The sequence below is a fragment of the Mesorhizobium sp. ZC-5 genome, assembly GCF_025753855.1.
Taxonomy (GTDB): domain Bacteria; phylum Pseudomonadota; class Alphaproteobacteria; order Rhizobiales; family Rhizobiaceae; genus Neomesorhizobium.
This window is the reverse complement of record NZ_JAOWPT010000003.1, coordinates 291,319-310,553: the sequence shown is the minus strand read 5'-3', so window position 1 is coordinate 310,553 and position 19,235 is coordinate 291,319. Positions and strand designations below refer to the sequence as shown.

The following is a 19,235-nucleotide window of genomic DNA, read 5'->3' as shown; positions in this document are numbered from 1 at the left end:
CCGCCTGCGTCAGGCGTCCTTCTTTTGCTGCACCACCCGCAACGACAGCTCGCGCAACTGCGTCGGCGTCACTTCCGACGGCGCGTTCATCAAAAGGTCCAGCGCCTGCTGGTTCATCGGGAACATGGTGATCTCGCGCAAATTCTTGGCTCCGACCAGAAGCATCACGATGCGGTCGATGCCGGCCGCCATGCCGCCATGCGGCGGCGCGCCATACTGGAATGCCCGGTAGAGGCCGCCGAAATTCTCTTCGACCGTCTCGCGGCTGAGCCCGACGATCTCGAATGCCTTGACCATCGTCTCCGGCAGGTGGTTGCGGATGCCGCCGGAGGCAAGTTCGAAGCCGTTGCAGACAAGGTCGTACTGGAACGCCTTGATGGTTAGCGGGTCCTGGCCGGCCAGCGCGTCGATGCCACCTTGCGGCATCGAGAACGGGTTGTGGCCGAAATCAACGCGCTTCTCGTCTTCGTTCCACTCGTAGAATGGAAAATCGATGATCCAGGCAAGTTCGAAACGGTCGCGGTCGACAAGGTTCAATTCCTCGCCCGCCCGGGTACGCGCCGCGCCGGCGAACGAGACGAACTTCTTCGGATCGCCGGCGACGAAGAACGCCGCGTCGCCGTCGGCAAGGCCAAGCTGCTGGCGGACCGCCTCTGTACGCTCCTCGCCGATGTTCTTGGCGATTGGGCCGGCGCCTTCGAGCTTATCGCCCTCCTTGCGCCAGAAGATGTAGCCGAGACCCGGCTGCCCTTCGCCCTGTGCCCATGAATTCATGCGGTCGCAGAAGGCCCTGCTGCCGCCGGTCTTGGCGGGAATCGCCCAGACCTCGGCCTTCGGATCGTTGGCGAGAATGTTGGTGAACACCTTGAAGCCGGAATCGCGGAAATGTTCCGAGACATCCTGCATCTCGATCGGGTTGCGCAAGTCCGGCTTATCGGAGCCATATTTGCGCATCGCCTCGTCATGCGGGATACGCCGGAATTTCTGCGTCACCGGCTTGCCGTTGGCGAAGGCCTCGAATACGCCGCGCATCACCGGTTCCATGGTCTGGAACACGTCCTCCTGCTCGACAAAGCTCATTTCAAGGTCGATCTGGTAGAATTCCCCGGGCAGACGGTCGGCGCGCGGATCTTCGTCGCGGAAGCAGGGCGCGATCTGGAAATAGCGGTCGAAGCCCGACACCATGATCAACTGCTTGTAAACCTGCGGCGCCTGCGGCAGCGCGTAGAACTTTCCCGAATGGATGCGCGACGGCACCAGGAAGTCGCGCGCCCCTTCGGGCGAGGAAGCTGTCAAGATAGGCGTCGAGAACTCGGTGAAGCCGATTTCCGTCATCCGCCTGCGTATCTCGGCGATGATCTTGGTGCGCGCGACGATGTTCTTGTGCAGCGTGTCGCGGCGCAGGTCGAGGAACCGGTACTTCAGCCGGATATCCTCCGGATAATCCGGTTCGCCGAACACCGGCAGCGGCAATTCCTTCGCCGCCGACAACACTTCGATCTCGCCCGCGAAAACCTCGATCTCGCCGGTCGGCAGGTTGGGGTTGACCGCATCGGCCAGTCGCGCCTTGACCTCGCCGTCGACGCGTATCACCCATTCGCCGCGTACCGTCTCGGCCGCCTTGAAGGCCGGCGAATCCGGATCGGCGACGATCTGGGTCAGGCCGTAATGGTCGCGCAAATCGATGAACAGCAGGCCGCCGTGATCGCGCACGCGATGCACCCAGCCGGAGAGGCGGACGGTCGAGCCGACATCGGATTTTTTCAGTTCGGCGCAGGTATGGCTGCGATAACGGTGCATGGGACTGGTATTCCGGTTTTTAAGGATTGAAATTCGACCGGGCGGCGCAGCCTGCGCCAGGCCCGAAAATTGGCGGGAAAAGCGCATGGGTGCCGGCTTTTGTCAAGGTAACGGTCGCGAAGCGGTTCACAGCACCTTTTTCAGCCAGACCATGGCATGGCCTGGCGGGAAATCCTCGATCCGCCCGACCTCCTGATAACCAAGCCGCTTGTAGAAGCCGGGCGCCTGGAAGGTAGCGGTTTCAAGGTAAACGCCAAGACAACCGCGCTCGCGGGCTATTTCCTCAGCCTTGCCCAGCAATTCAGTGCCGAGGCCCGTGCCGCGGCGTCCCGGATCGACCCACAGCCAGTCGACGAACAGCCAGGAATATTCGCTTTTTGCCTTCAGCCCCGCCTCGACCGCGCCGACATCATCGCGGGCGACGATCCACAGATCCTCGGTGTTGTAGGGACCGGCCTTGCCGACATTGTATTCGTCCAGCCCGTTGCCGATCACATCCTGGATTTCGTTCTCGATGTCGGTGCTGACAGTCAACGTTGCCATTCTTGCCTCGCAAGGTCGCTTCCGCCTTCAAACACTGTGACGGTCGCGAGCACAATGCCGATTGGCGCAGCATCGCCAAATGCATCGCTCCAGCCGAACCAAGGTCGCATTGCCGGCCTGTTGGGACTATAGAGAAACATGCCCGCTTGCCATTTCGCCTGAATGTCCTCCATCCGCCCGCTGATTCCGCTCCTGATAGCCGCCGGCATCCTGCTCGGCGGCAACGGGATGCAAGGCACGCTGATTGCGTTGCGCGGCGCGCAAGAGGGCTTTTCACCGGCGGTCATCGGCTTCATGGGAACGTCCTATTTCGGCGGCTTCCTGCTTGGCTGCCTTGCGATTTCGCGCATCATGAAGTCGGTCGGCCATGTACGCTCGTTCTCGGCCCTTGCCGCGATCGCCTCCGCCGGCACCTTGCTGCTGGTGCTGCTCATCGATCCGATCGCCTGGTCGCTGATCCGCTTCGCCAGCGGCTTCTGTTTCGCCGGATTGTTCACGATCATGGAAAGCTGGCTGAACTCAGGCGTATCCAACAACGACCGTGCACGAGTGCTGGCGCTCTACCGCATCGTCGACATCGGCTCGGTCACCGGAGCGCAATTCGTCATCCCGATCTTCGGCTCCGAGGGTTTCACCATCTTCGCGATCATGTCGATCATGATCACGCTGTCGCTGGTGCCGGTTTCGCTGGGGGATCGCTCCAACCCGACGGCGCCGGAGGACGTCAAGCTGGACCTCGGGCGCGTCTGGCGCATCTCGCCGCTCGGCTGTATCGGCTGCATCGCGGTCGGCGTCACCAACAGCGCCTTCCGCACCCTATCGCCGGTCTATGCCGAGGAAATCGGCATGTCGGTGGCCGATATCGTGACCTTCGTCGCGGTCGGCATCATCGGCGGCGCGATCATCCAGTATCCGCTCGGCTACCTGTCCGACCTGTGGGACAGGCGCATGGTCCTACTGCTCAGCACCGTCGGCGCCCTGCTTTCGGCCCTTGCGATCGTCTTTCTCGCCGGAACGGACCCCTTGGCGAACCTGGTTCTCGTCTTCATCTTCGGCTCCTTCGCCATGCCGCTGTTCTCGCTGTCGGCAGCGCACGCCAACGACCGCGCCGGCAAGGGCGAGTTCGTGCTCGTCAACGCGGCACTGATGCTGTTCTACTCCTTCGGCGCGATCGGTGGGCCATTCGCGGCGTCCTGGTTCATGGAGCAATTCGGCCCGCAATCGCTGTTCAGCTTCACGGCAACGGTCTATGCGATCTTCATTCTCATCATCTTCTATCGCATGGGGGCCCGTGGCGGCGTACCGGCGGGCCAGCGCGGCCGGTTTATGAGCCTGCTGAGGACATCGACGGTGTTTTCCCGGCTGGCCAAACGAAACGGCGACAGCGACAAGCGACCGAAGGAAAATCGAACAGAATAGTGGATGGCTTGACGAAATTGCCGGTCAGGCAAGACAAAACCGCTTTCGTCGCCTAAAGAGACCTCGATGAATCTGATAAAAACGCAAAATGAGCTGGATTCGGTGATCCGCGAACTCGCGAAATCCGAATTTGTTACAGTCGACACCGAATTCATCCGCGAGACGACGTTCTGGCCGGAACTCTGCCTGATCCAGATGGCGGCGCCCGGCGTAACGGCGCTGGTCGACCCGTTGGCGGCGGGTATCGACCTGAAGTCGTTCTTCGAACTGATGGCCAACGAGGCGGTGACAAAAGTCTTCCACGCCGCCCGCCAGGACATCGAAATCATCTTCCACCTCGGCGGGCTGATCCCGCACCCGGTCTTCGACACCCAGGTCGCCGCCATGGTGTGCGGCTTCGGCGACAGCGTTTCCTACGACCAACTCGTGCAGAAGATCACCGGCGTGCGCCTCGACAAATCGTCGCGTTTCACCGATTGGCGCCACCGGCCGCTTTCGGACAAGCAGCTCGAATATGCGATCGCCGACGTCACGCACCTGATCGACGTCTACAACCATCTGAAGGCCGAACTGGAACGCGAGAACCGCGCCCATTGGCTGAACGAGGAAATGGAAGTCCTGACCTCGCGCCAGACCTACGATCCGCACCCCGAAGACGCCTGGAAGCGCCTCAAGATGCGGCTGCGCAAGCCGCAGGAACTGGCCGTGGTCCAGGCGGTGGCGGCGTGGCGCGAACGCGAGGCGCGCGAACGCAATGTTCCGCGCGGACGGGTGCTGAAGGACGACGCGATCTACGAGGTCGCGCAGCAGGCGCCGCGCGATGCGACGGCGCTCGGTCGGCTGCGCACCACGCCGAAAGGCTGGGAGCGCTCCTCCACCGCGACAGCGTTGCTGGCGGTGGTGAACGCGGCGCTCGGCATGTCCAAGGACGAGATGCCCCGGTTGCCGAAGCTCCCGCAATCGCAGGAAGGCTCGAGTGCCGCCGCCGAACTGCTGAAGGTATTGCTGCGCATGGTCGCTGAAGCCGAAGGCGTCGCCGCAAAGGTGCTTGCCTCAAGCGACGACATTGACCGCCTGGCCGCCGAGGGCGAGGATGCCGACGTCGCTGCCCTGCATGGCTGGCGGCGGGAAGTGTTCGGCGAGAAGGCGCTGCAATTGGTTCGCGGCGAGATCGCGTTGAAGTTCGAGCGGCGCAAGATCGCCGTGTTCGAAACGCAAAAGCAGCGCGTCGACGCCTGAGGCGATTCACCGAGGCAGCTACTCTGCCTCTTACGAACCAACCACCAGTTCGAGGCTGCGGCCGGTGACCCTGGCAAGCTGAGCCAGGCGGCCGGTCGGCCGTTCGCCGTCGAGTCCGGCATGCGAGGCCGGAATGACCAGCGCCAGGCCGCCATTCGGCTGCGGCTGCCACCTGAGCTTCGGGATAACGCCCGGCATTGAGGCCGAGAGCAGATAGACGACGCGCAGCAGCGCGCCGAGCAGGCGTGCGCGTTCCAGATAGCGCGGCGTCGCCAGCGTCCGCATTTCCGGCGCGACGGAATCGTCGAAGACGCCCTCGTGGCGGAACAGGTTTGCCAGCGCGATGAAGGCCCGGCCCGGATGGTCGACACCGATGAACGAAGCATGCGCGATGATGTTCAGCGACTGCATGCCGCGATATTCCGGATGGGCGCGCCAGCCGATGTCGGCGAGCAGACAGGCGGCTTCGCGATAGCGCGCCTCGTCCTCGGTCTCGTCGATGTTGAAGGCGGCGAGCGATTCGCCTGTCCATTTGGCAAGCTCATGGGCGTGGGCAACGGAGCGCGCCCGCAAAACAGCCAGTTCCTCGGCCGCCGAAATCAACGGGTCGGCGCCACGCTCCTCCGGCGGCAGCAGGGAGTATAGAAAACCTTCGCGCACGCCGAGTGCCGAAACAACGATCTTCGACGGCTTCATCACCGCTATGATCTCCTGCAGCACGACCGCACCGTAGGGCAGCAGCGCACGACGGCTTTTGGAGATCCGCTCGATGCCCTTGATCTTGTCGATCTCGCCCCTGGCGACCTGACGCAGGAACGCCGCCGAGCTTTCGACGCCGAACTCGTAGTGGTGCATGACGCTGAGCGGATAGCCGATCGCGTTCATGTGCAGCCGGGCAAGGTTTCGCCAGGTACCGCCGACGCAATAGAACACCCTGCCCTCTCCGCCTTTCAGCAGTTTTGCGCGGGCGAGTTCCCTCTTCGCGATTTTTGCTGCTTCGACCGGCGAACCCTTGGCCATGTCCTGCAGGCGCAGGCCGCCGAGCGGCAAGGTGATGCCGTCGCCGATGTGCTCACCGTCGACATCGACCAGTTCCAGGCTGCCGCCGCCAAGGTCTCCTGCGATTCCGTTGGCCGGGTGGAACCCGGAAATCACGCCAAGCGCCGAATAATGCGCTTCCTCGCGCCCGGAAAGCACGCGGATCTTGGTGCCCAGTATCTCCTCCGCCCGATGGATGAAATCCGGTCCGTTCTCCGCCTCGCGCGCGGCAGCGGTGGCTATGACGTATAGCTCCTGCGCACCGGCCTGGTCCGACAGGGCCCGGAAACGCCGGAACTCATCGACCGCCCGCTTTACGGCGTCGGGATCGAGCCTGCCTGTCGAAACAATGCCGCGGCCAAGGCCGGCCAGCATCTTTTCGTTGAACAGAACCGTCGGCGAACGCGCTATGCCCTCATAGACGACAAGGCGGATCGAGTTGGACCCGATGTCGATGATGGACAGTGGCCGGCGATCCTGTAGCCGGCCCTGCGAATTTGCAATCATGCGCCCTGCGCTGCGTTGGCTTTTCGCTGGCGCTTGAACTGCGCGATGCGTTTCGGCGCGTGCGATTTGAGTGCGTCGCCCCGTCCGGACAGGCTCGGATTGGTCATGAAGTATTCCTGCGCGTTGAACGGTTCCTCTCCCTCGTCCGGCGCCATGCGCCTCGAGGTACCGTCAGCCAATACTTCGAAACTTTGCTGGTTGTCCATTATGTTTCCGAGCATGATCTGGCCGAGCACCTGTTCATGCACAGTCGGGTTGGTGATCGGCACCATCGTCTCTACGCGGCGATCGAGATTGCGCGGCATCATGTCGGCGGAGCTGATGTAGACCAGCGCCCCGTCGGACGGCAGGCCGTGGCCATTGCCGAAGCAGAAGATGCGGCTGTGCTCGAGAAAGCGTCCGATGATCGACTTGACGCGGATATTCTCGGAAAGCCCCGGCACCTGCGGCCTCAGGCAGCAGATGCCGCGGATGACGAGGTCGATCTCGACGCCGGCCCGGCTTGCATCGTAAAGCGCATCGATGATGATCGGATCGACCAGCGCGTTCATCTTCATCCAGATTCGGGCCGGACGACCGGCCCGGAAATGCGCGATTTCAGCGGCGATGTGGTCGAGGATGCGGTTCCTCAGCGTGAATGGCGAGATGGCAAGCCGCATCTCCTGGGCAGGCTCGGCATAACCGGTGATGAAATTGAACACCTGCGCGACATCGCGTGCGATGCCCGGATCCGTGGTGAAGTAAGACAGATCGGTATAGATGCGCGCGGTGATCGGATGATAGTTGCCGGTGCCGAGGTGGACGTAATTGCGCAGCTTGCCGTCTTCCCGGCGCACCACCAGCGACATCTTGGAGTGCGTCTTCAGCTCGATGAAGCCGAACACCACCTGAACGCCGGCGCGTTCGAGATCGCGGGCCCAGCGGATGTTGGCCTCCTCGTCGAAGCGCGCCTTCAGTTCGACCAGCGCGGTAACCGACTTGCCGGCTTCGGCGGCATCGATCAAGGCACGCACGATCGGGCTGTCGTTGGAGGTGCGGTAAAGCGTCTGCTTGATCGCCACGACTTCCGGATCGGCCGCCGCCTGGCGCAGGAACTGGACGACCACGTCGAACGATTCATAAGGGTGGTGAACGACGATATCCTTTTCGCGCACCGCCGCGAAACAGTCGCCGCCATGATCCCGGATTCGCTCGGGAAAGCGCGGGTTGTAAGGCGGGAATTTCAGGTCGTCGCGGGCTATCGCCACGATCTCCGAAATCTGGTTGACCGCGAGCGGTCCCTTCAGAACGCTGATGCGGGACGAGGAAACTCCGAGTTCACCCGATACGAAATCGCGCAGTGCCTCGGGAATCTCACTGTCGAATTCGATACGAATCACCGATCCGCGGCGGCGGCGCTTCAACGCGGTCTCGAACAGGCGCACCAGGTCCTCGGCCTCTTCCTCGACCTCGATATCGCTGTCGCGGATGATGCGGAACGTGCCCGAACCGTTGACCTCGTAGCCGGGGAAGAGCTTTCCTATGAACAGCCCGACCGTATCCTCCAGCCTGATGAAGCGGATGCTGGTTTTCCGGTCGGGCAGCCGGATGAAACGGCGCAGCGCCACCGGCAAACGGAGCAGCGCCGTCATTTCCTCGCCATTCTTCAGATGGCGAAGCTGCAGCGCCATCGAGAAGCCGAGGTTGGGGATGAACGGGAACGGGTGCGCCGGGTCGATTGAAAGCGGCGTGAGCACCGGGAATACCGATTCCAGGAAATGCTCTTCCAGCCAGGCTTTTTCGTCGCGGTTCAGCGCGTCGGGGCGGACATTTTCTATGCCTTCCTTCTTCAGAAGATCGGCCAGGCCCGACAGGCTGTTCTGCTGGTCCGCCTGCAGGCGCTCGACTTCGACCAGCAACTGCTCGAGCTGCTGTTCGGGTGTGCGGCCGTCCGGGCTCTTGATGGCGATGCCTTCGCGAACCTGGCCGGCGAGGCCGGCAACACGGACCATGAAAAACTCGTCGAGATTGCCTGCCGAGATCGACAGGAACCGGACCCGCTCAAGCAGAGGGTGACGCGAGTTCTGCGATTCTTCGAGGACGCGGCGATTGAACTGGAGCCAGGAGAACTCCCGGTTGACGAAACGGTCCGGGTTGCCTGCCGCGGCTTCCGCCACGGACTTGCCGACAAATTCGCTTTTCACCGGCTTCAATTCGTTCATTTCTCGCTCTTTCGTGACGACGGCATGACATTAAGCGGGAATTCCCCGTCATTTTATCTCCTGACAGGGTTTTGCGACAGTTTGATATCACACAGCTTGCAAACACGTCCTTTATGTTACAAACGCTTGCGCAGAACTCGGCTCCGCTACGGCGCCCTATCGACGGGAGAATAAAATGGCGGGCAGCTCCATTCCGCATTTCCAGAACGACGCCGGGCACGCGGCGATCGAGATCGGCGTCAGGGAGTTCATGTGCGTGGGCGCCAATGCGCCTTTCGACCATCCGCATGTCTTCCTCGACATGGGCAGCGACAGTGAAAAGGTCTGCCCCTATTGCTCGACGCTCTACCGCTACAATGCGGCGCTGAAAGCCAGCGAAACCCGGCCGGACGGCTGCCTCTATCTCGACCGCGCCGCCTGATCCTTTCGGTCCGGACGGACCATGACGCAAAAAGACATCATCGTCGCCGGTGCCGGCATCGCCGGCCTGACCGCAGCGATTGCGTTTGCCGCGAGAGGTTTCTCCTGCAGCATCTTCGAGCGAAGCGAAAAGCTCGAGGAAGTCGGTGCCGGGCTGCAGCTTTCGCCCAATGCGACGCGCCTGCTCGATCGCCTCGGCGTACTCGACTTGCTCAGGCCTCATGCGGTGCAGCCGGAAGCCGTGCTTCTTCGCAAGGCCGGCACGCTCGGGCGGCTTGCCCGCGTGCCGCTTGGAGAGAATGCCGAGCGCCGCTGGAGCGCGCCCTATCTGGTCATCCACCGTGCGGACCTTCAGAGCGCGCTGCTCGAAAAGGTGGCGCGGGAGCCAAACATCCGGCTCACCACCGGCGCGGAAATTCGGGCTGCCACCCCGATCGAGACGGGTGTGCAGGTTTCGATCGACGTGGGCGGTGCTTCGAGGACGCTGGACGGCCTGCTGCTGATCGGCGCCGACGGCGTCTGGTCGAAAACCAGGGCGCTTGTCGCGCCGTCCGCAAAGAGCCGCTTCGCCGGCGAGGTTGCCTGGCGCACGACGATAGCGAGCGACAGCCCGGGCGGCAGGATGCTTTGCGAAATTGGTGCCAACGCGGTCGTCACCGCGTTCCTGCATCCCGGCGCGCATCTGATCGTCTACCCCGTGCGCGCCGGAACGGCGTTCAATCTGGTCGCGTTCACCCCCGGCGAACGCATCGCGGACGGCTGGTCCGGCAACGCCGATATCGCAATTCTTCTCAAGGCCTTGCGCGGTGTCGCTGCGGAATTGAATCAACTCGTTCCGGCTGCCGGACCTTGGACAGTGTGGCCCATTCATACCATCGATCCCGCTAGCCAATGGACCCGCGACGGAGCTGTCGCGCTGATCGGCGATGCCGCCCATGCAATGACACCGTTTGCCGCGCAAGGCGCCGCGATGGCGATCGAGGATTCGGTGACGCTCGCCGCCCTCGTGGCGGAAACGCCCGCGAACATGGCGGCAGCGCTGGCGCAATGGGAGGCAAAGCGTCGCCCGCGCGTGCAGCGCGTGGCGCGGCGCGGTGCGCTCAACCGCTTTGCCTGGCATGCCGGCGGCCCGGCCGCGCTGGCCCGCGACCTGTTCCTGAAAACCCGTTCGCCGGAGGGGCTCGCCGCGGACATGGACTGGCTGTACGGTTGGCAGCCTGGAGCCTAGTTCCTCAATTGTGAAGCGCCAGCGACCACGCCAGCGTCGCCGGCAATGGGTTCCACCAGCCGGTCTGCAGTCCGGCTTCGCGCAATCCCCTCGCGGTCCAGGTGTTGCAGCCAAGCAGGGCGGTGAACCAGCCGTTGGCTTCGAAAAACCCGTCATCGGGACCGTAAGCGGTTCCGGGAATGAAGACCGGGCCATCCGGCCCTTGCTGGAAACCCGCCTCGATGAAATCGATCAGCCTGCCGAATTCCGTCTCGCCGATCTCATAGGTGGTGACCGACGGATGCGACGGATCGAGATCGCCGGCGATCGAAACGTGCATGACCGAGCGGTCGACTGTCATTGCCGCCAGCGCCGGACCGGGCTTCAGCTGGTCCCAAGTCGGCGTCTTGATGTAAAAGGCGCGGCTGCCCCAGCCGAAAACCAGCCAACGTGCTTGCGGATGTTTCGCCGGCAGTCCGGCCTCGGCCAGAAATCCAAAACGCTGCAGCGTCCCGGCATCGACCGGAATGGCGATGTCGGTGTGGATCGGGTTGGTGAGCACGAGGATTCTTCGCGTCGACTCACCGGTGCTGGCCGGTGCGTCAAACAGCGGGCGCGGCACGGTGGTTCCGAGAACCAATGCCAGGACGATGGCAAGCACGGCCGCCGCGCACCATCGCAAGAGGCGCTTCATGTGCGGCAACCATGCTGCGACCGGCTCATGGCTTCAGGCAGATCTTTGGCGCCTGACATGCAAGCGGCGCCGCTTTTGTTCGCGACGCCGTTTTCCATCACCGGGCCAAGTGCCTAGTGCAATATCTGGCTGAGGAACAGCTTGGTGCGCTCGTGCTGAGGATGGTCGAAGAACTCGCTCGGCGTGTTCTGCTCGACGATCTGGCCCTGGTCCATGAAGATGACCCGGTTGGCCACCTTGCGCGCAAAGCCCATTTCGTGGGTCACGCAGAGCATTGTCATGCCTTCCTCGGCCAGGCCGACCATGGTTTCCAGCACTTCCTTGATCATTTCCGGATCGAGCGCCGAGGTCGGCTCGTCGAACAGCATGATGCGCGGGTTCATGCAGAGCGAGCGGGCGATCGCCACGCGCTGCTGCTGGCCGCCCGAAAGCTGACCCGGATATTTGAGGGCCTGCTCGGGGATCTTCACCCGCGTCAGGAAATGCATGGCGATTTCCTCGGCCTGCTTCTTCGGCGTCTTGCGCACCCAGATCGGCGCCAGCGTGCAGTTTTCGAGGATGGTCAGATGCGGGAACAGGTTGAAGTGCTGGAACACCATGCCGACTTCGCGGCGCACTTCGTCGATCTTCTTCAAATCGTTGGTCAGTTCCTTGCCGTCGACGACGATCCTGCCCTTCTGGTGCTCCTCGAGCCGGTTGATGCAGCGGATCATGGTCGACTTGCCGGAGCCTGATGGTCCGCAAATCACGATGCGCTCGCCGCGCATGACGCGCAGGTTGATGTCCTTCAGCACATGGAAATCGCCATACCATTTGTGCATGGCGACGATATCGATCGCGACGTCGGTGTCGGAGACGTGCATCTTCTTGACATCGACCTTGATCTCTTCGGCGCTGACTGCGTTTTCAATAGCCATCGAGTATTCCCCTTTTCGTGGCCTTATTTTCGGTGCCCGGTGTCGAGCCTGCGTTCCATGTAGATGGAATAGCGCGACATGCTGAAGCAGAATATCCAGAACACGGCGGCGGCGAACACATAGCCGGTCTTGGCCGTCTGTGGCGTTGCCCATGTGGGATCGCCCGAAATCGACTGCTTCACCGTGCCCAGCAGGTCGAACAGCGAGATGATCAACACCAGCGTCGTATCCTTGAACAGACCGATGAAGGTGTTGACGATACCGGGAATCACCAGCTTCAGCGCCTGGGGCATGACGATCAACCCCATCTTCTGCCAGTAGCCCAGACCGAGCGAATCGGCGCCCTCGTACTGGCCCTTGGGAATCGCCTGCAGGCCGCCGCGTATCACCTCCGCCATATAGGCCGACGAGAACAGCGCCACGCCGATCAGCGCCCGCAGCAGCTTGTCGAAGGTCATGCCCGGCGGCACGAACAGCGGCAGCATGAAGCTCGCCATGAACAGCACAGCGACCAGCGGCACGCCGCGCACCGTCTCGATGAATATCACCGAGAGCAGCTTGACGATCGGCATTTTGGAGCGCCGCCCGAGCGCCAGAAGAATGCCGAGCGGCAGCGAGGTGACGATGCCGACGTAGGAGATCACCAGCGTGACCATCAGGCCGCCCCATAGCGGCGTCTCGACATAGGGCAGGCCGAAATAGCCGCCGAGCAGCAGGAAGAAGGCAATGAACGGGAACACCGCGAAGAACAGGATGGCGTTCAGCCTCTTGAACGGCGCGCGCGGGGTGAGCAGCGGAACCAGCAGCGCCAGGAAGATGGCGCCGCACAGAATGACGCGCCAACGTTCGTCCACGGGATAGCGGCCGAATGTGAAGTAGCCGAGGCGCGCGTCGATGAAAGGCCAGCATGCGCCTGTCCACCCGGCCGGCAAGAACCCGCCCTGTTCCGTCGTCAGGCAGGCGGTGCGGTCGGCGCCGCTCCACACCGCGTTGAAGAACGCCCAGTTCAGCATCTGCGGCAGCGCCCAGGCGAGCGCCAGCGCCGCGATTATCGTCAGTGCCGAATCGACGGGCGTTGCGAAGAGGCTCTTGCGGGCCCACGCCAGCGGTCCGACCTCCGATCGGGGCGCCGCTTGTGCGAGCGCCATTTCGGTACGCACCCAGGAGAGATCATGTTCCTGCATGGATCATCTCTCCTTCAGCGCCATCTTGTTGTTGAACCAGTTCATGAAACCGGACGTCACGAGGCTGATCGACAGGTAAACAACCATGAAAATCACCACCACCTCGATCGCCTGGCCGGTCTGGTTCAGGGTCGTGCCGCCGACAGAATAGAGTTCAGGGTAGCCGATCGCCACGCCGAGCGTCGAGTTCTTGGTCAGGTTGAGATACTGGCTGGTCAGCGGCGGAATGATGATGCGCAGCGCCTGCGGAACAACCACCAGCCGCAGCCCCGTGCCGGGTCGCAGCCCCAGCGCCGAATAGGCCTCGGTCTGCCCTTTCGGCACGCCCAGGATTCCGGCGCGCACGATTTCGGCGATGAACGAGGCCGTATAGAAGGACAGCGCCAGGAACAGCGAGAGGAATTCCGGCTTGATGTTGAAGCCGCCGGTCAGGTTGAAATTGCCCTTCTGCGGATAGTCGACGGTGGCCGGCATGCCGCTCAGCAAATAGGCGAGCAGAGGCATGCCAACGATCAGCGCGAGGCTCACCCACAACACCGGAAAAGAATGGCCCGTGGCCATCTGGCGCGCATAGGCCCGGCGGGCCACATACCAGCTCAAGAGCACGCCAATCGCCAATCCGCCCAGCACCATCAAACCACTGCCGTTCCATACGACCGCCGGCAGGTAGAAGCCGCGCACGTTGAGGAACGAGGTGAACGGCAGTGCTATGCTCTCGCGCACCTGTGGCAACACCGCCAGCACGCCTTGGTACCAGAACAGGATGACCAGCAGCGGCGGGATGTTGCGGAAGACCTCGACATAGACCGTGCAAATCTTGCGGATCAGCCAGTTGTTGGAGAGGCGGCCGATGCCGACCATAAAGCCGACGATCGTCGCGAGAACGATGCCGGCGATCGCGACCTTGAGGGTGTTGAGCACGCCGACGACAAGCGCGCGGAAGAAGGTCGAGTCGGACGAATAATCGATCAACCTGTCGGAGATGTCGAAGCCGGCGCGGCCCCGCAGGAAAGCCCAGCCGGTCGTGATGTTGGAGCGACGCAGGTTCTCGATCGTGTTGTCGACGATCCACCAGCCGCCCAGGATCAACAAAAAAATGAGCACCGCCTGGAACACCAGGCTACGGACTTTTGGATCGTAGAGGAGCGAAGCCTTGGCGGGCTCGCTCGCGCGGATCGCTTCTTGTGACGCCATGGGGCTCCCCTTCCCTGACTGAAACGGCCGGAGGACATTTCGCCCTCCGGCCGTCTATCGATCAGCGGATCGGCATGCCGTATTGCAGGCCGCCCTTGGTCCACAGCGCGTTGATGCCGCGCGCGATCTTCAGCGGGCTGCCCGAGCCCACGTTGCGTTCGAAGATCTCGCCATAGTTACCGGTCGCCTTGATGATGTTGACGACCCAGGCGTTGTCGAGGCCAAGGTCAGTACCGATCTTGGTTTCCGCCTCGACGCCTAGAATGCGCTTGATGTCGGGGTTTTCGGAATTCTTCATTTCCTCGACATTGGCCTGCGTGATGCCGGCCTCCTCCGCATTGAGAAGCGCGTAATAGGTCCACTTGGCGATATCGAGCCACTTGTCGTCGCCCTGGCGCACGGCCGGTCCAAGCGGTTCCTTGGAGATGATCTCGGGCAGAACGACATGATCGTCCGGCGCGCTCATCTGCAGGCGAACGGCATAGAGGCCGGACTGGTCGGTGGTGTAGGCATCGCAACGGCCGGCGTCGTAGGCGGCGTTGGCCTCCTCGAACTTCTCGAAGACCACCGGATTGTATTCCATCTTGTTGGCCTTGAAGTAGTCGGCGAGGTTCAGTTCGGTCGTGGTGCCGGCCTGTACGCAGACCGCCGCGCCCGAAAGCTGCAGCGCCGAGTTCACGCCGGGCAGCTTCTTGGCATTGATCATGAAGCCCTGGCCGTCGAAATAGGTGACGCCGGCGAAGTTCAGGCCGAGCGCGGTGTCGCGGTTGACGGTCCATGTCGTATTGCGCGACAGGACGTCGATTTCACCGGACTGCAGCGCCGTGAAGCGGTCCTTGGCGCTCAGGCCGGTAAACTTGACCTTGGTGCCATCGCCGAAGATGGCGGCAGCCATGGCGCGACAGAAGTCGACGTCGAGACCCGTCCACTCGCCCTTGTCGTTTGGCGCCGAGAACCCGGCCAGGCCGGTGTTGACGCCACACTGGATAAAGCCCTTCGCCTTCACGTCGCTCAACGTGTCGGCCGACGCTACCGACGCCGTAAACGCCAGCGCGGTCACGCCCAGAGCAACTGTCAGAACGTTTTTCATACCCACAAACCCTTTTCTGTTATTCAGGAACCATCCCTGAGTGATCCCGTGCGGAAGCCAGTTTCCCGTTCCGGCCCGTGCCCGGAACGCCGCATCTTATACGACGCGTGTGCTCCGTCTCCCATTCACGTGCCCCATCGAAGGCGATTATTGGGTGGCGGTCAAGGGCGAATGACCTAAACCGACCCGGTTTGGAAAGTACTTCCATCAATTTGCCGCGCAAGGAAGCGGAAGCCGGCGAAACAGGCAGGTCAAGCCGAATTGTCGGGCACACAGGCGAATCGAGCGACCAGCGCATTTTGGTCCAATCGGTCTCCGGCCCGTGCAGTTGCACCGCCCCTTCCGACACCTTATGCGTAGCCAACCTCACCCAACCACGACAGGATCCCCATGGCCAAGCGCGATTATTCGAACACCGGCGTCAACACGCGGCTTGCTCATATCGGCAATGATCCCCATGACTTCCACGGTTTCGTTAATCCGCCGGTCGTCCACGCCTCCACGGTTCTCTTTCCCAATGCCGAAACCGCTCTGGGACGTGTCGTGAAGGCCAAATATGTCTACGGCACCCACGGGACGCCGACAACAGAGGCGCTGGGTAATGCGATCGACGCATTGGAAGGCTCGGCGGGAACCATCTTGGTGCCATCCGGGCTTGCCGCGGTCACCGTGCCGCTGCTCGGCTTCCTGTCGGCTGGGGATCACATTCTGATCGTCGATTCCGTCTACGGCCCGACGCGGCGCTTCGCCGATACGATGCTGACCCGCCTCGGCATCGAGGTTCAATATTACGACCCGCTAGTCGGCGGCGGCATCGCTAAACTGATGAAGCCCAACACCAAGGTGGTATTCACCGAATCGCCAGGCTCCGTCACTTTCGAAATTCAGGATATCCCGGCCATCGTCGAGGCGGCGCATGCAGGCGGCGCCATTGTGATGATGGACAACACCTGGGCGACACCGCTCTATTTCAAGGCCCTCGACCATGGCGTCGACGTCACCATCCACGCAGCCACCAAATATCCGGGGGGCCATTCCGATGTATTGCTCGGCACGGTCTCGGCCAATGCGGCCTGCTGGGAACGGCTGCACCAGGCCTATCTTACGCTCGGCGTTTGCGCCGGCCCGGAACAGGTCTACCAGGTGTTGCGCGGGCTGCGCACCATGGGCGTCAGGCTGGAGCGTCATCAAAAAAGCGCGCTCGACATCGCGCGCTGGCTGGAAAAGCAGCCCGGCGTGGCACGCGTCCTGCATCCCGGCCTCGAGAGCCATCCGGGACACGCGATCTTCAAGCGCGACTTTTCAGGTTCCAGCGGTATCTTTTCGATCGTGCTCGCCGGCGGTGGTCAGACCCAAGCGAATGCATTTCTGAACGCATTGGAGATTTTTGGTATCGGTTACTCGTGGGGCGGCTTCGAAAGCCTCGCAGTGCCCGTCGTCCTCACCGACCGTACGGTCGCCAAGGGCCCCTACGAAGGTGCGGTTATCCGCCTCCAGATCGGGCTGGAAGATGTCGAGGACCTCAAGGCGGACATCTCCAGAGGGCTGGCCGCGGCACGCGGCTGAGCCGTAGCACCCGCGAGCGGGCGTACGCGAGCAAGCGGACGAGGTTGGGTGGGATACCGGAAAAGCCTACAAAAAGCCCCGCCGTCCTGGGCCTTGTCGGACGGCGGGAGAGTTTGTGAGGCTGGACTTCTGCCAAGCTGACCGGACTTCTGATAGTCGGCATATGCCGACTGTCCGGTGCATTTTGCCGTTTATGCCTTCCTGGCCTTCGACGCACGGAGCCGATCCGGCATTCCGTCATGGCCGCCAACGGGCTGATCCATGCAGCGGCGAAAAATCAACGCCGGCGAAACCCGCCGGAATTGACGCTGTCGCCGCAAAGACCGGCGTTTTCCGCCCGCCACTTGCAATAACCCACATATTCCGGCGGCCTCGACTGGCAGCCGGCAAGAATTGCGGAAGCAGAAAGGATGGCAACTACAAGCAGTTGCCGCATCGGTGTACTCCGTTTCGGGAATCGCAGGCCGTTTTCAAACTTGGCGATCCCGACAGGATTCGAACCTGTGACCATCGGCTTAGAAGGCCGGTGCTCTATCCAGCTGAGCTACGGGACCGTCGGTGCCGGAACGGCTCCGGCAATGCCTGACCGCTCAATGCGTCCAGGGTATCTTGCGGTCATAGCGGAAATTTTCCGCATAGGAAATCTGCCGGCGCTTGGCTTCCTTGGGCTCCTCGACACGGAACACGATGCCGTGCTTCTCGGCATAAGCGACCGCTTCTTCCCTGGTGGGAAAGGCCAGCCGGATCTGGCTCTTCATGTCGCCGGATGTCGTATAGCCCATCAGCGGATCGATCTTGCGCGGCTGTTCCGGATCGAACTCGAGCAGCCAGTGGCCGGTCTTGGCCTTGCCGGACTGCATCGCTGTCTTGGCGGGGCTGAAAATACGGGCGGACATGCACATCACCTCAATTCTGATGCCTGGGCAAACAGGCTCCCCGAGCCAAGGCTCGACGGGCGAAAGCAGTTGGTCGGAGCGGCAGGATTCGAACCTGCGACCCTCTGGTCCCAAACCAGATGCGCTACCAGACTGCGCTACGCTCCGTGCCTTACTTCGGCGTTGCAGTGCCTAGTGTTTTCGGCTTGGCCGCGCAAGCCCTCATTTTTCGGGAAGGCCTCGATGGTCTCTATAATTCCGCGGTCGGGCGGAAAACGAGGCGAAAACCAAGATGCGAGACAGAGGTATCGACCGGCTGCGCCATTCGCGCCGCCGGTCGATACCTCTGGCAATAATTCGACGCGCACAGGTGCGAGCCCCCCTTGGTTACCTTGCGGGGAATTCCGGTGGGATCGCCCGGATCACGGCTCGTCTCACGATCGCCACCCCGCGGATTGGAGACAGTGCAGCACGGGCTGTCGATTGCGCCATGTTCCTGATACCAGTCTGCGGTCCATTGCCAGACATTGCCTGCCATGTCGTGGAGGCCGTAGCCGTTTGCAGGAAAGGAGCCGACGGGTGCGGTGTATTCGAAGCCGTCGTCGAGCGTGTTGCGATAGGGGAATTCACCCTGCCAGGTATTGGCCATGTGGGCGCCGCCCGGTGTCAATTCGTCGCCCCAGACAAAGTCCGCACCTTCCAGCCCGCCGCGGGCTGCAAACTCCCACTCCGCTTCGGTCGGCAGTTGCATGCCGACCCATAGCGCGTAGGCCTCCGCGTCCTGATAGGCAATGTGCACCACCGGATGATCCTTGAGCTTGGCGATCGAACTGGCCGGCCCACGCGGATGACGCCAGTTCGCGCCGGGCACGTAAGTCCACCAATTGTATGGATTGCGGATATCGACCGGACCGGCAGGCTTGCGGAAGACGGTCGAGGATGGCGAGAGCATTTCCGGAAGCGCGCCCGGATAGTCTTCTGGATCGACCGGCTTCTCGGCCAAGGTGACATATCCGGTTTCCGACACGAACTTCTCGAAATCCCGGTTGGTTACCGTGAAGCGGTCGATCCAGAAGCCATCGACTTTCACGCGGTGCGCTGGTGCCTCCTCCGGATAGTGGCGGTTGGAGCCAATCAAAAACTCTCCGCCCGGCAGCCACACCATGTCCCTTCCCGGCGGTGCGTCACCGGAAGTCCGGGGATTGGTCGCTATGTTCATTTGGCACCTGCGCGGATCTGCTGGCTTGGTTCGATGGCAGCGACTCTGTCGAGGCCTTTGGCCCGGCTCCCCACATGGCCGGCGGCGACGGCGACGAATAGATGAGGACACGATAACGCCGT

General features: G+C 62.3%; 17 protein-coding genes and 2 tRNA genes. 5 read left to right on the top strand and 14 right to left on the bottom strand.

Features of this window, described 5'->3' with window-relative positions; all coding sequences use genetic code 11:
* Positions 1–9 precede the first annotated feature (9 nt).
* Both aspS and OHD58_RS10105 read right to left on the bottom strand, forming a co-directional pair.
* Positions 10–1,800 (bottom strand): aspartate--tRNA ligase, encoded by a 1,791-nt coding sequence (gene aspS / locus OHD58_RS10110; RefSeq protein WP_263803102.1) that lies wholly within the window; start codon positions 1,798–1,800, stop codon positions 10–12.
* A 126-nt stretch (positions 1,801–1,926) separates the two neighbouring features.
* On the bottom strand, positions 1,927–2,343 hold the full coding sequence (locus OHD58_RS10105) for a GNAT family N-acetyltransferase (protein WP_263803100.1): 417 nt from the start codon (positions 2,341–2,343) through the stop codon (positions 1,927–1,929).
* A gap of 162 nt (positions 2,344–2,505) precedes the next feature.
* On the opposite strand from OHD58_RS10105, the gene OHD58_RS10100 reads away from it, so the two are divergent.
* The gene (locus OHD58_RS10100) at positions 2,506–3,762 is read left to right on the top strand and encodes an MFS transporter (RefSeq protein ID WP_263803098.1); all 1,257 of its coding nucleotides are present in this window, start codon (positions 2,506–2,508) and stop codon (positions 3,760–3,762) included.
* 66 nt (positions 3,763–3,828) lie between these two features.
* Positions 3,829–5,001 carry a ribonuclease D gene (rnd, locus tag OHD58_RS10095; RefSeq protein WP_263803097.1) on the top strand — a complete coding sequence of 391 codons (1,173 nt, stop codon included), beginning with the start codon at positions 3,829–3,831 and terminating at the stop codon, positions 4,999–5,001.
* 30 nt (positions 5,002–5,031) lie between these two features.
* Here rnd and ppx read toward each other — a convergent pair whose 3' ends face one another.
* Both ppx and OHD58_RS10085 read right to left on the bottom strand, forming a co-directional pair.
* Entirely contained in the window at positions 5,032–6,546 is a 1,515-nt protein-coding gene (gene ppx / locus OHD58_RS10090) for an exopolyphosphatase (protein WP_263803096.1), read from the bottom strand.
* The gene (locus OHD58_RS10085) at positions 6,543–8,747 is read right to left on the bottom strand and encodes an RNA degradosome polyphosphate kinase (protein ID WP_263803095.1); all 2,205 of its coding nucleotides are present in this window, start codon (positions 8,745–8,747) and stop codon (positions 6,543–6,545) included. The genes ppx and OHD58_RS10085 overlap by 4 nt, the downstream gene beginning before the upstream one ends.
* Before the next feature lie 175 nt (positions 8,748–8,922).
* On the opposite strand from OHD58_RS10085, the gene OHD58_RS10080 reads away from it, so the two are divergent.
* Together OHD58_RS10080 and OHD58_RS10075 are read left to right on the top strand one after the other, a co-directional pair.
* Positions 8,923–9,168 (top strand): zinc-finger domain-containing protein, encoded by a 246-nt coding sequence (locus tag OHD58_RS10080; protein WP_263803094.1) that lies wholly within the window; start codon positions 8,923–8,925, stop codon positions 9,166–9,168.
* Between the two features lie 21 nt (positions 9,169–9,189).
* Positions 9,190–10,395: an FAD-dependent monooxygenase gene (locus tag OHD58_RS10075; protein WP_263803093.1), complete on the top strand. Its 1,206-nt coding sequence runs from the start codon at positions 9,190–9,192 to the stop codon at positions 10,393–10,395.
* Between the two features lie 4 nt (positions 10,396–10,399).
* Here OHD58_RS10075 and OHD58_RS10070 read toward each other — a convergent pair whose 3' ends face one another.
* The 5 genes from OHD58_RS10070 to OHD58_RS10050 all read right to left on the bottom strand — a co-directional run bounded on the left by OHD58_RS10070 (position 10,400) and on the right by OHD58_RS10050 (position 15,453).
* Complete coding sequence (locus OHD58_RS10070; RefSeq protein WP_263803092.1) at positions 10,400–11,068, bottom strand: TIGR02117 family protein; 669 nt, start codon at positions 11,066–11,068, stop codon at positions 10,400–10,402.
* Positions 11,069–11,181: 113 nt separating this feature from the next.
* On the bottom strand, positions 11,182–11,985 hold the full coding sequence (locus OHD58_RS10065) for an amino acid ABC transporter ATP-binding protein (RefSeq protein WP_318528247.1): 804 nt from the start codon (positions 11,983–11,985) through the stop codon (positions 11,182–11,184).
* A 23-nt stretch (positions 11,986–12,008) separates the two neighbouring features.
* Entirely contained in the window at positions 12,009–13,169 is a 1,161-nt protein-coding gene (locus OHD58_RS10060) for an amino acid ABC transporter permease (RefSeq protein ID WP_263803091.1), read from the bottom strand.
* Positions 13,170–13,172: 3 nt separating this feature from the next.
* A complete protein-coding gene (locus OHD58_RS10055; protein WP_263803090.1) occupies positions 13,173–14,363 on the bottom strand; it encodes an amino acid ABC transporter permease in 1,191 nt (396 codons plus the stop codon).
* Positions 14,364–14,424: 61 nt separating this feature from the next.
* The gene (locus tag OHD58_RS10050) at positions 14,425–15,453 is read right to left on the bottom strand and encodes an amino acid ABC transporter substrate-binding protein (RefSeq protein WP_263803089.1); all 1,029 of its coding nucleotides are present in this window, start codon (positions 15,451–15,453) and stop codon (positions 14,425–14,427) included.
* A 390-nt stretch (positions 15,454–15,843) separates the two neighbouring features.
* Between OHD58_RS10050 and OHD58_RS10045 the strand changes: the two genes are divergently transcribed.
* Entirely contained in the window at positions 15,844–17,019 is a 1,176-nt protein-coding gene (locus OHD58_RS10045; RefSeq protein ID WP_263803088.1) for a cystathionine beta-lyase, read from the top strand.
* 277 nt (positions 17,020–17,296) lie between these two features.
* On the opposite strand, the gene OHD58_RS10040 is transcribed toward OHD58_RS10045, so the two are convergent.
* The 5 genes from OHD58_RS10040 to OHD58_RS10020 form a co-directional block, all read right to left on the bottom strand.
* Positions 17,297–17,455, bottom strand: coding sequence for a hypothetical protein (locus tag OHD58_RS10040; protein ID WP_263803086.1), 159 nt, complete (start codon positions 17,453–17,455; stop codon positions 17,297–17,299).
* A gap of 41 nt (positions 17,456–17,496) precedes the next feature.
* A tRNA-Arg gene (locus tag OHD58_RS10035) sits at positions 17,497–17,573 on the bottom strand.
* A 36-nt stretch (positions 17,574–17,609) separates the two neighbouring features.
* Positions 17,610–17,915: an ETC complex I subunit gene (locus OHD58_RS10030; protein ID WP_263803085.1), complete on the bottom strand. Its 306-nt coding sequence runs from the start codon at positions 17,913–17,915 to the stop codon at positions 17,610–17,612.
* A gap of 70 nt (positions 17,916–17,985) precedes the next feature.
* Positions 17,986–18,062: transfer RNA gene (locus OHD58_RS10025), tRNA-Pro, on the bottom strand.
* An 82-nt stretch (positions 18,063–18,144) separates the two neighbouring features.
* Positions 18,145–19,113, bottom strand: coding sequence for a formylglycine-generating enzyme family protein (locus OHD58_RS10020; RefSeq protein ID WP_263803084.1), 969 nt, complete (start codon positions 19,111–19,113; stop codon positions 18,145–18,147).
* Positions 19,114–19,235 lie beyond the last annotated feature (122 nt).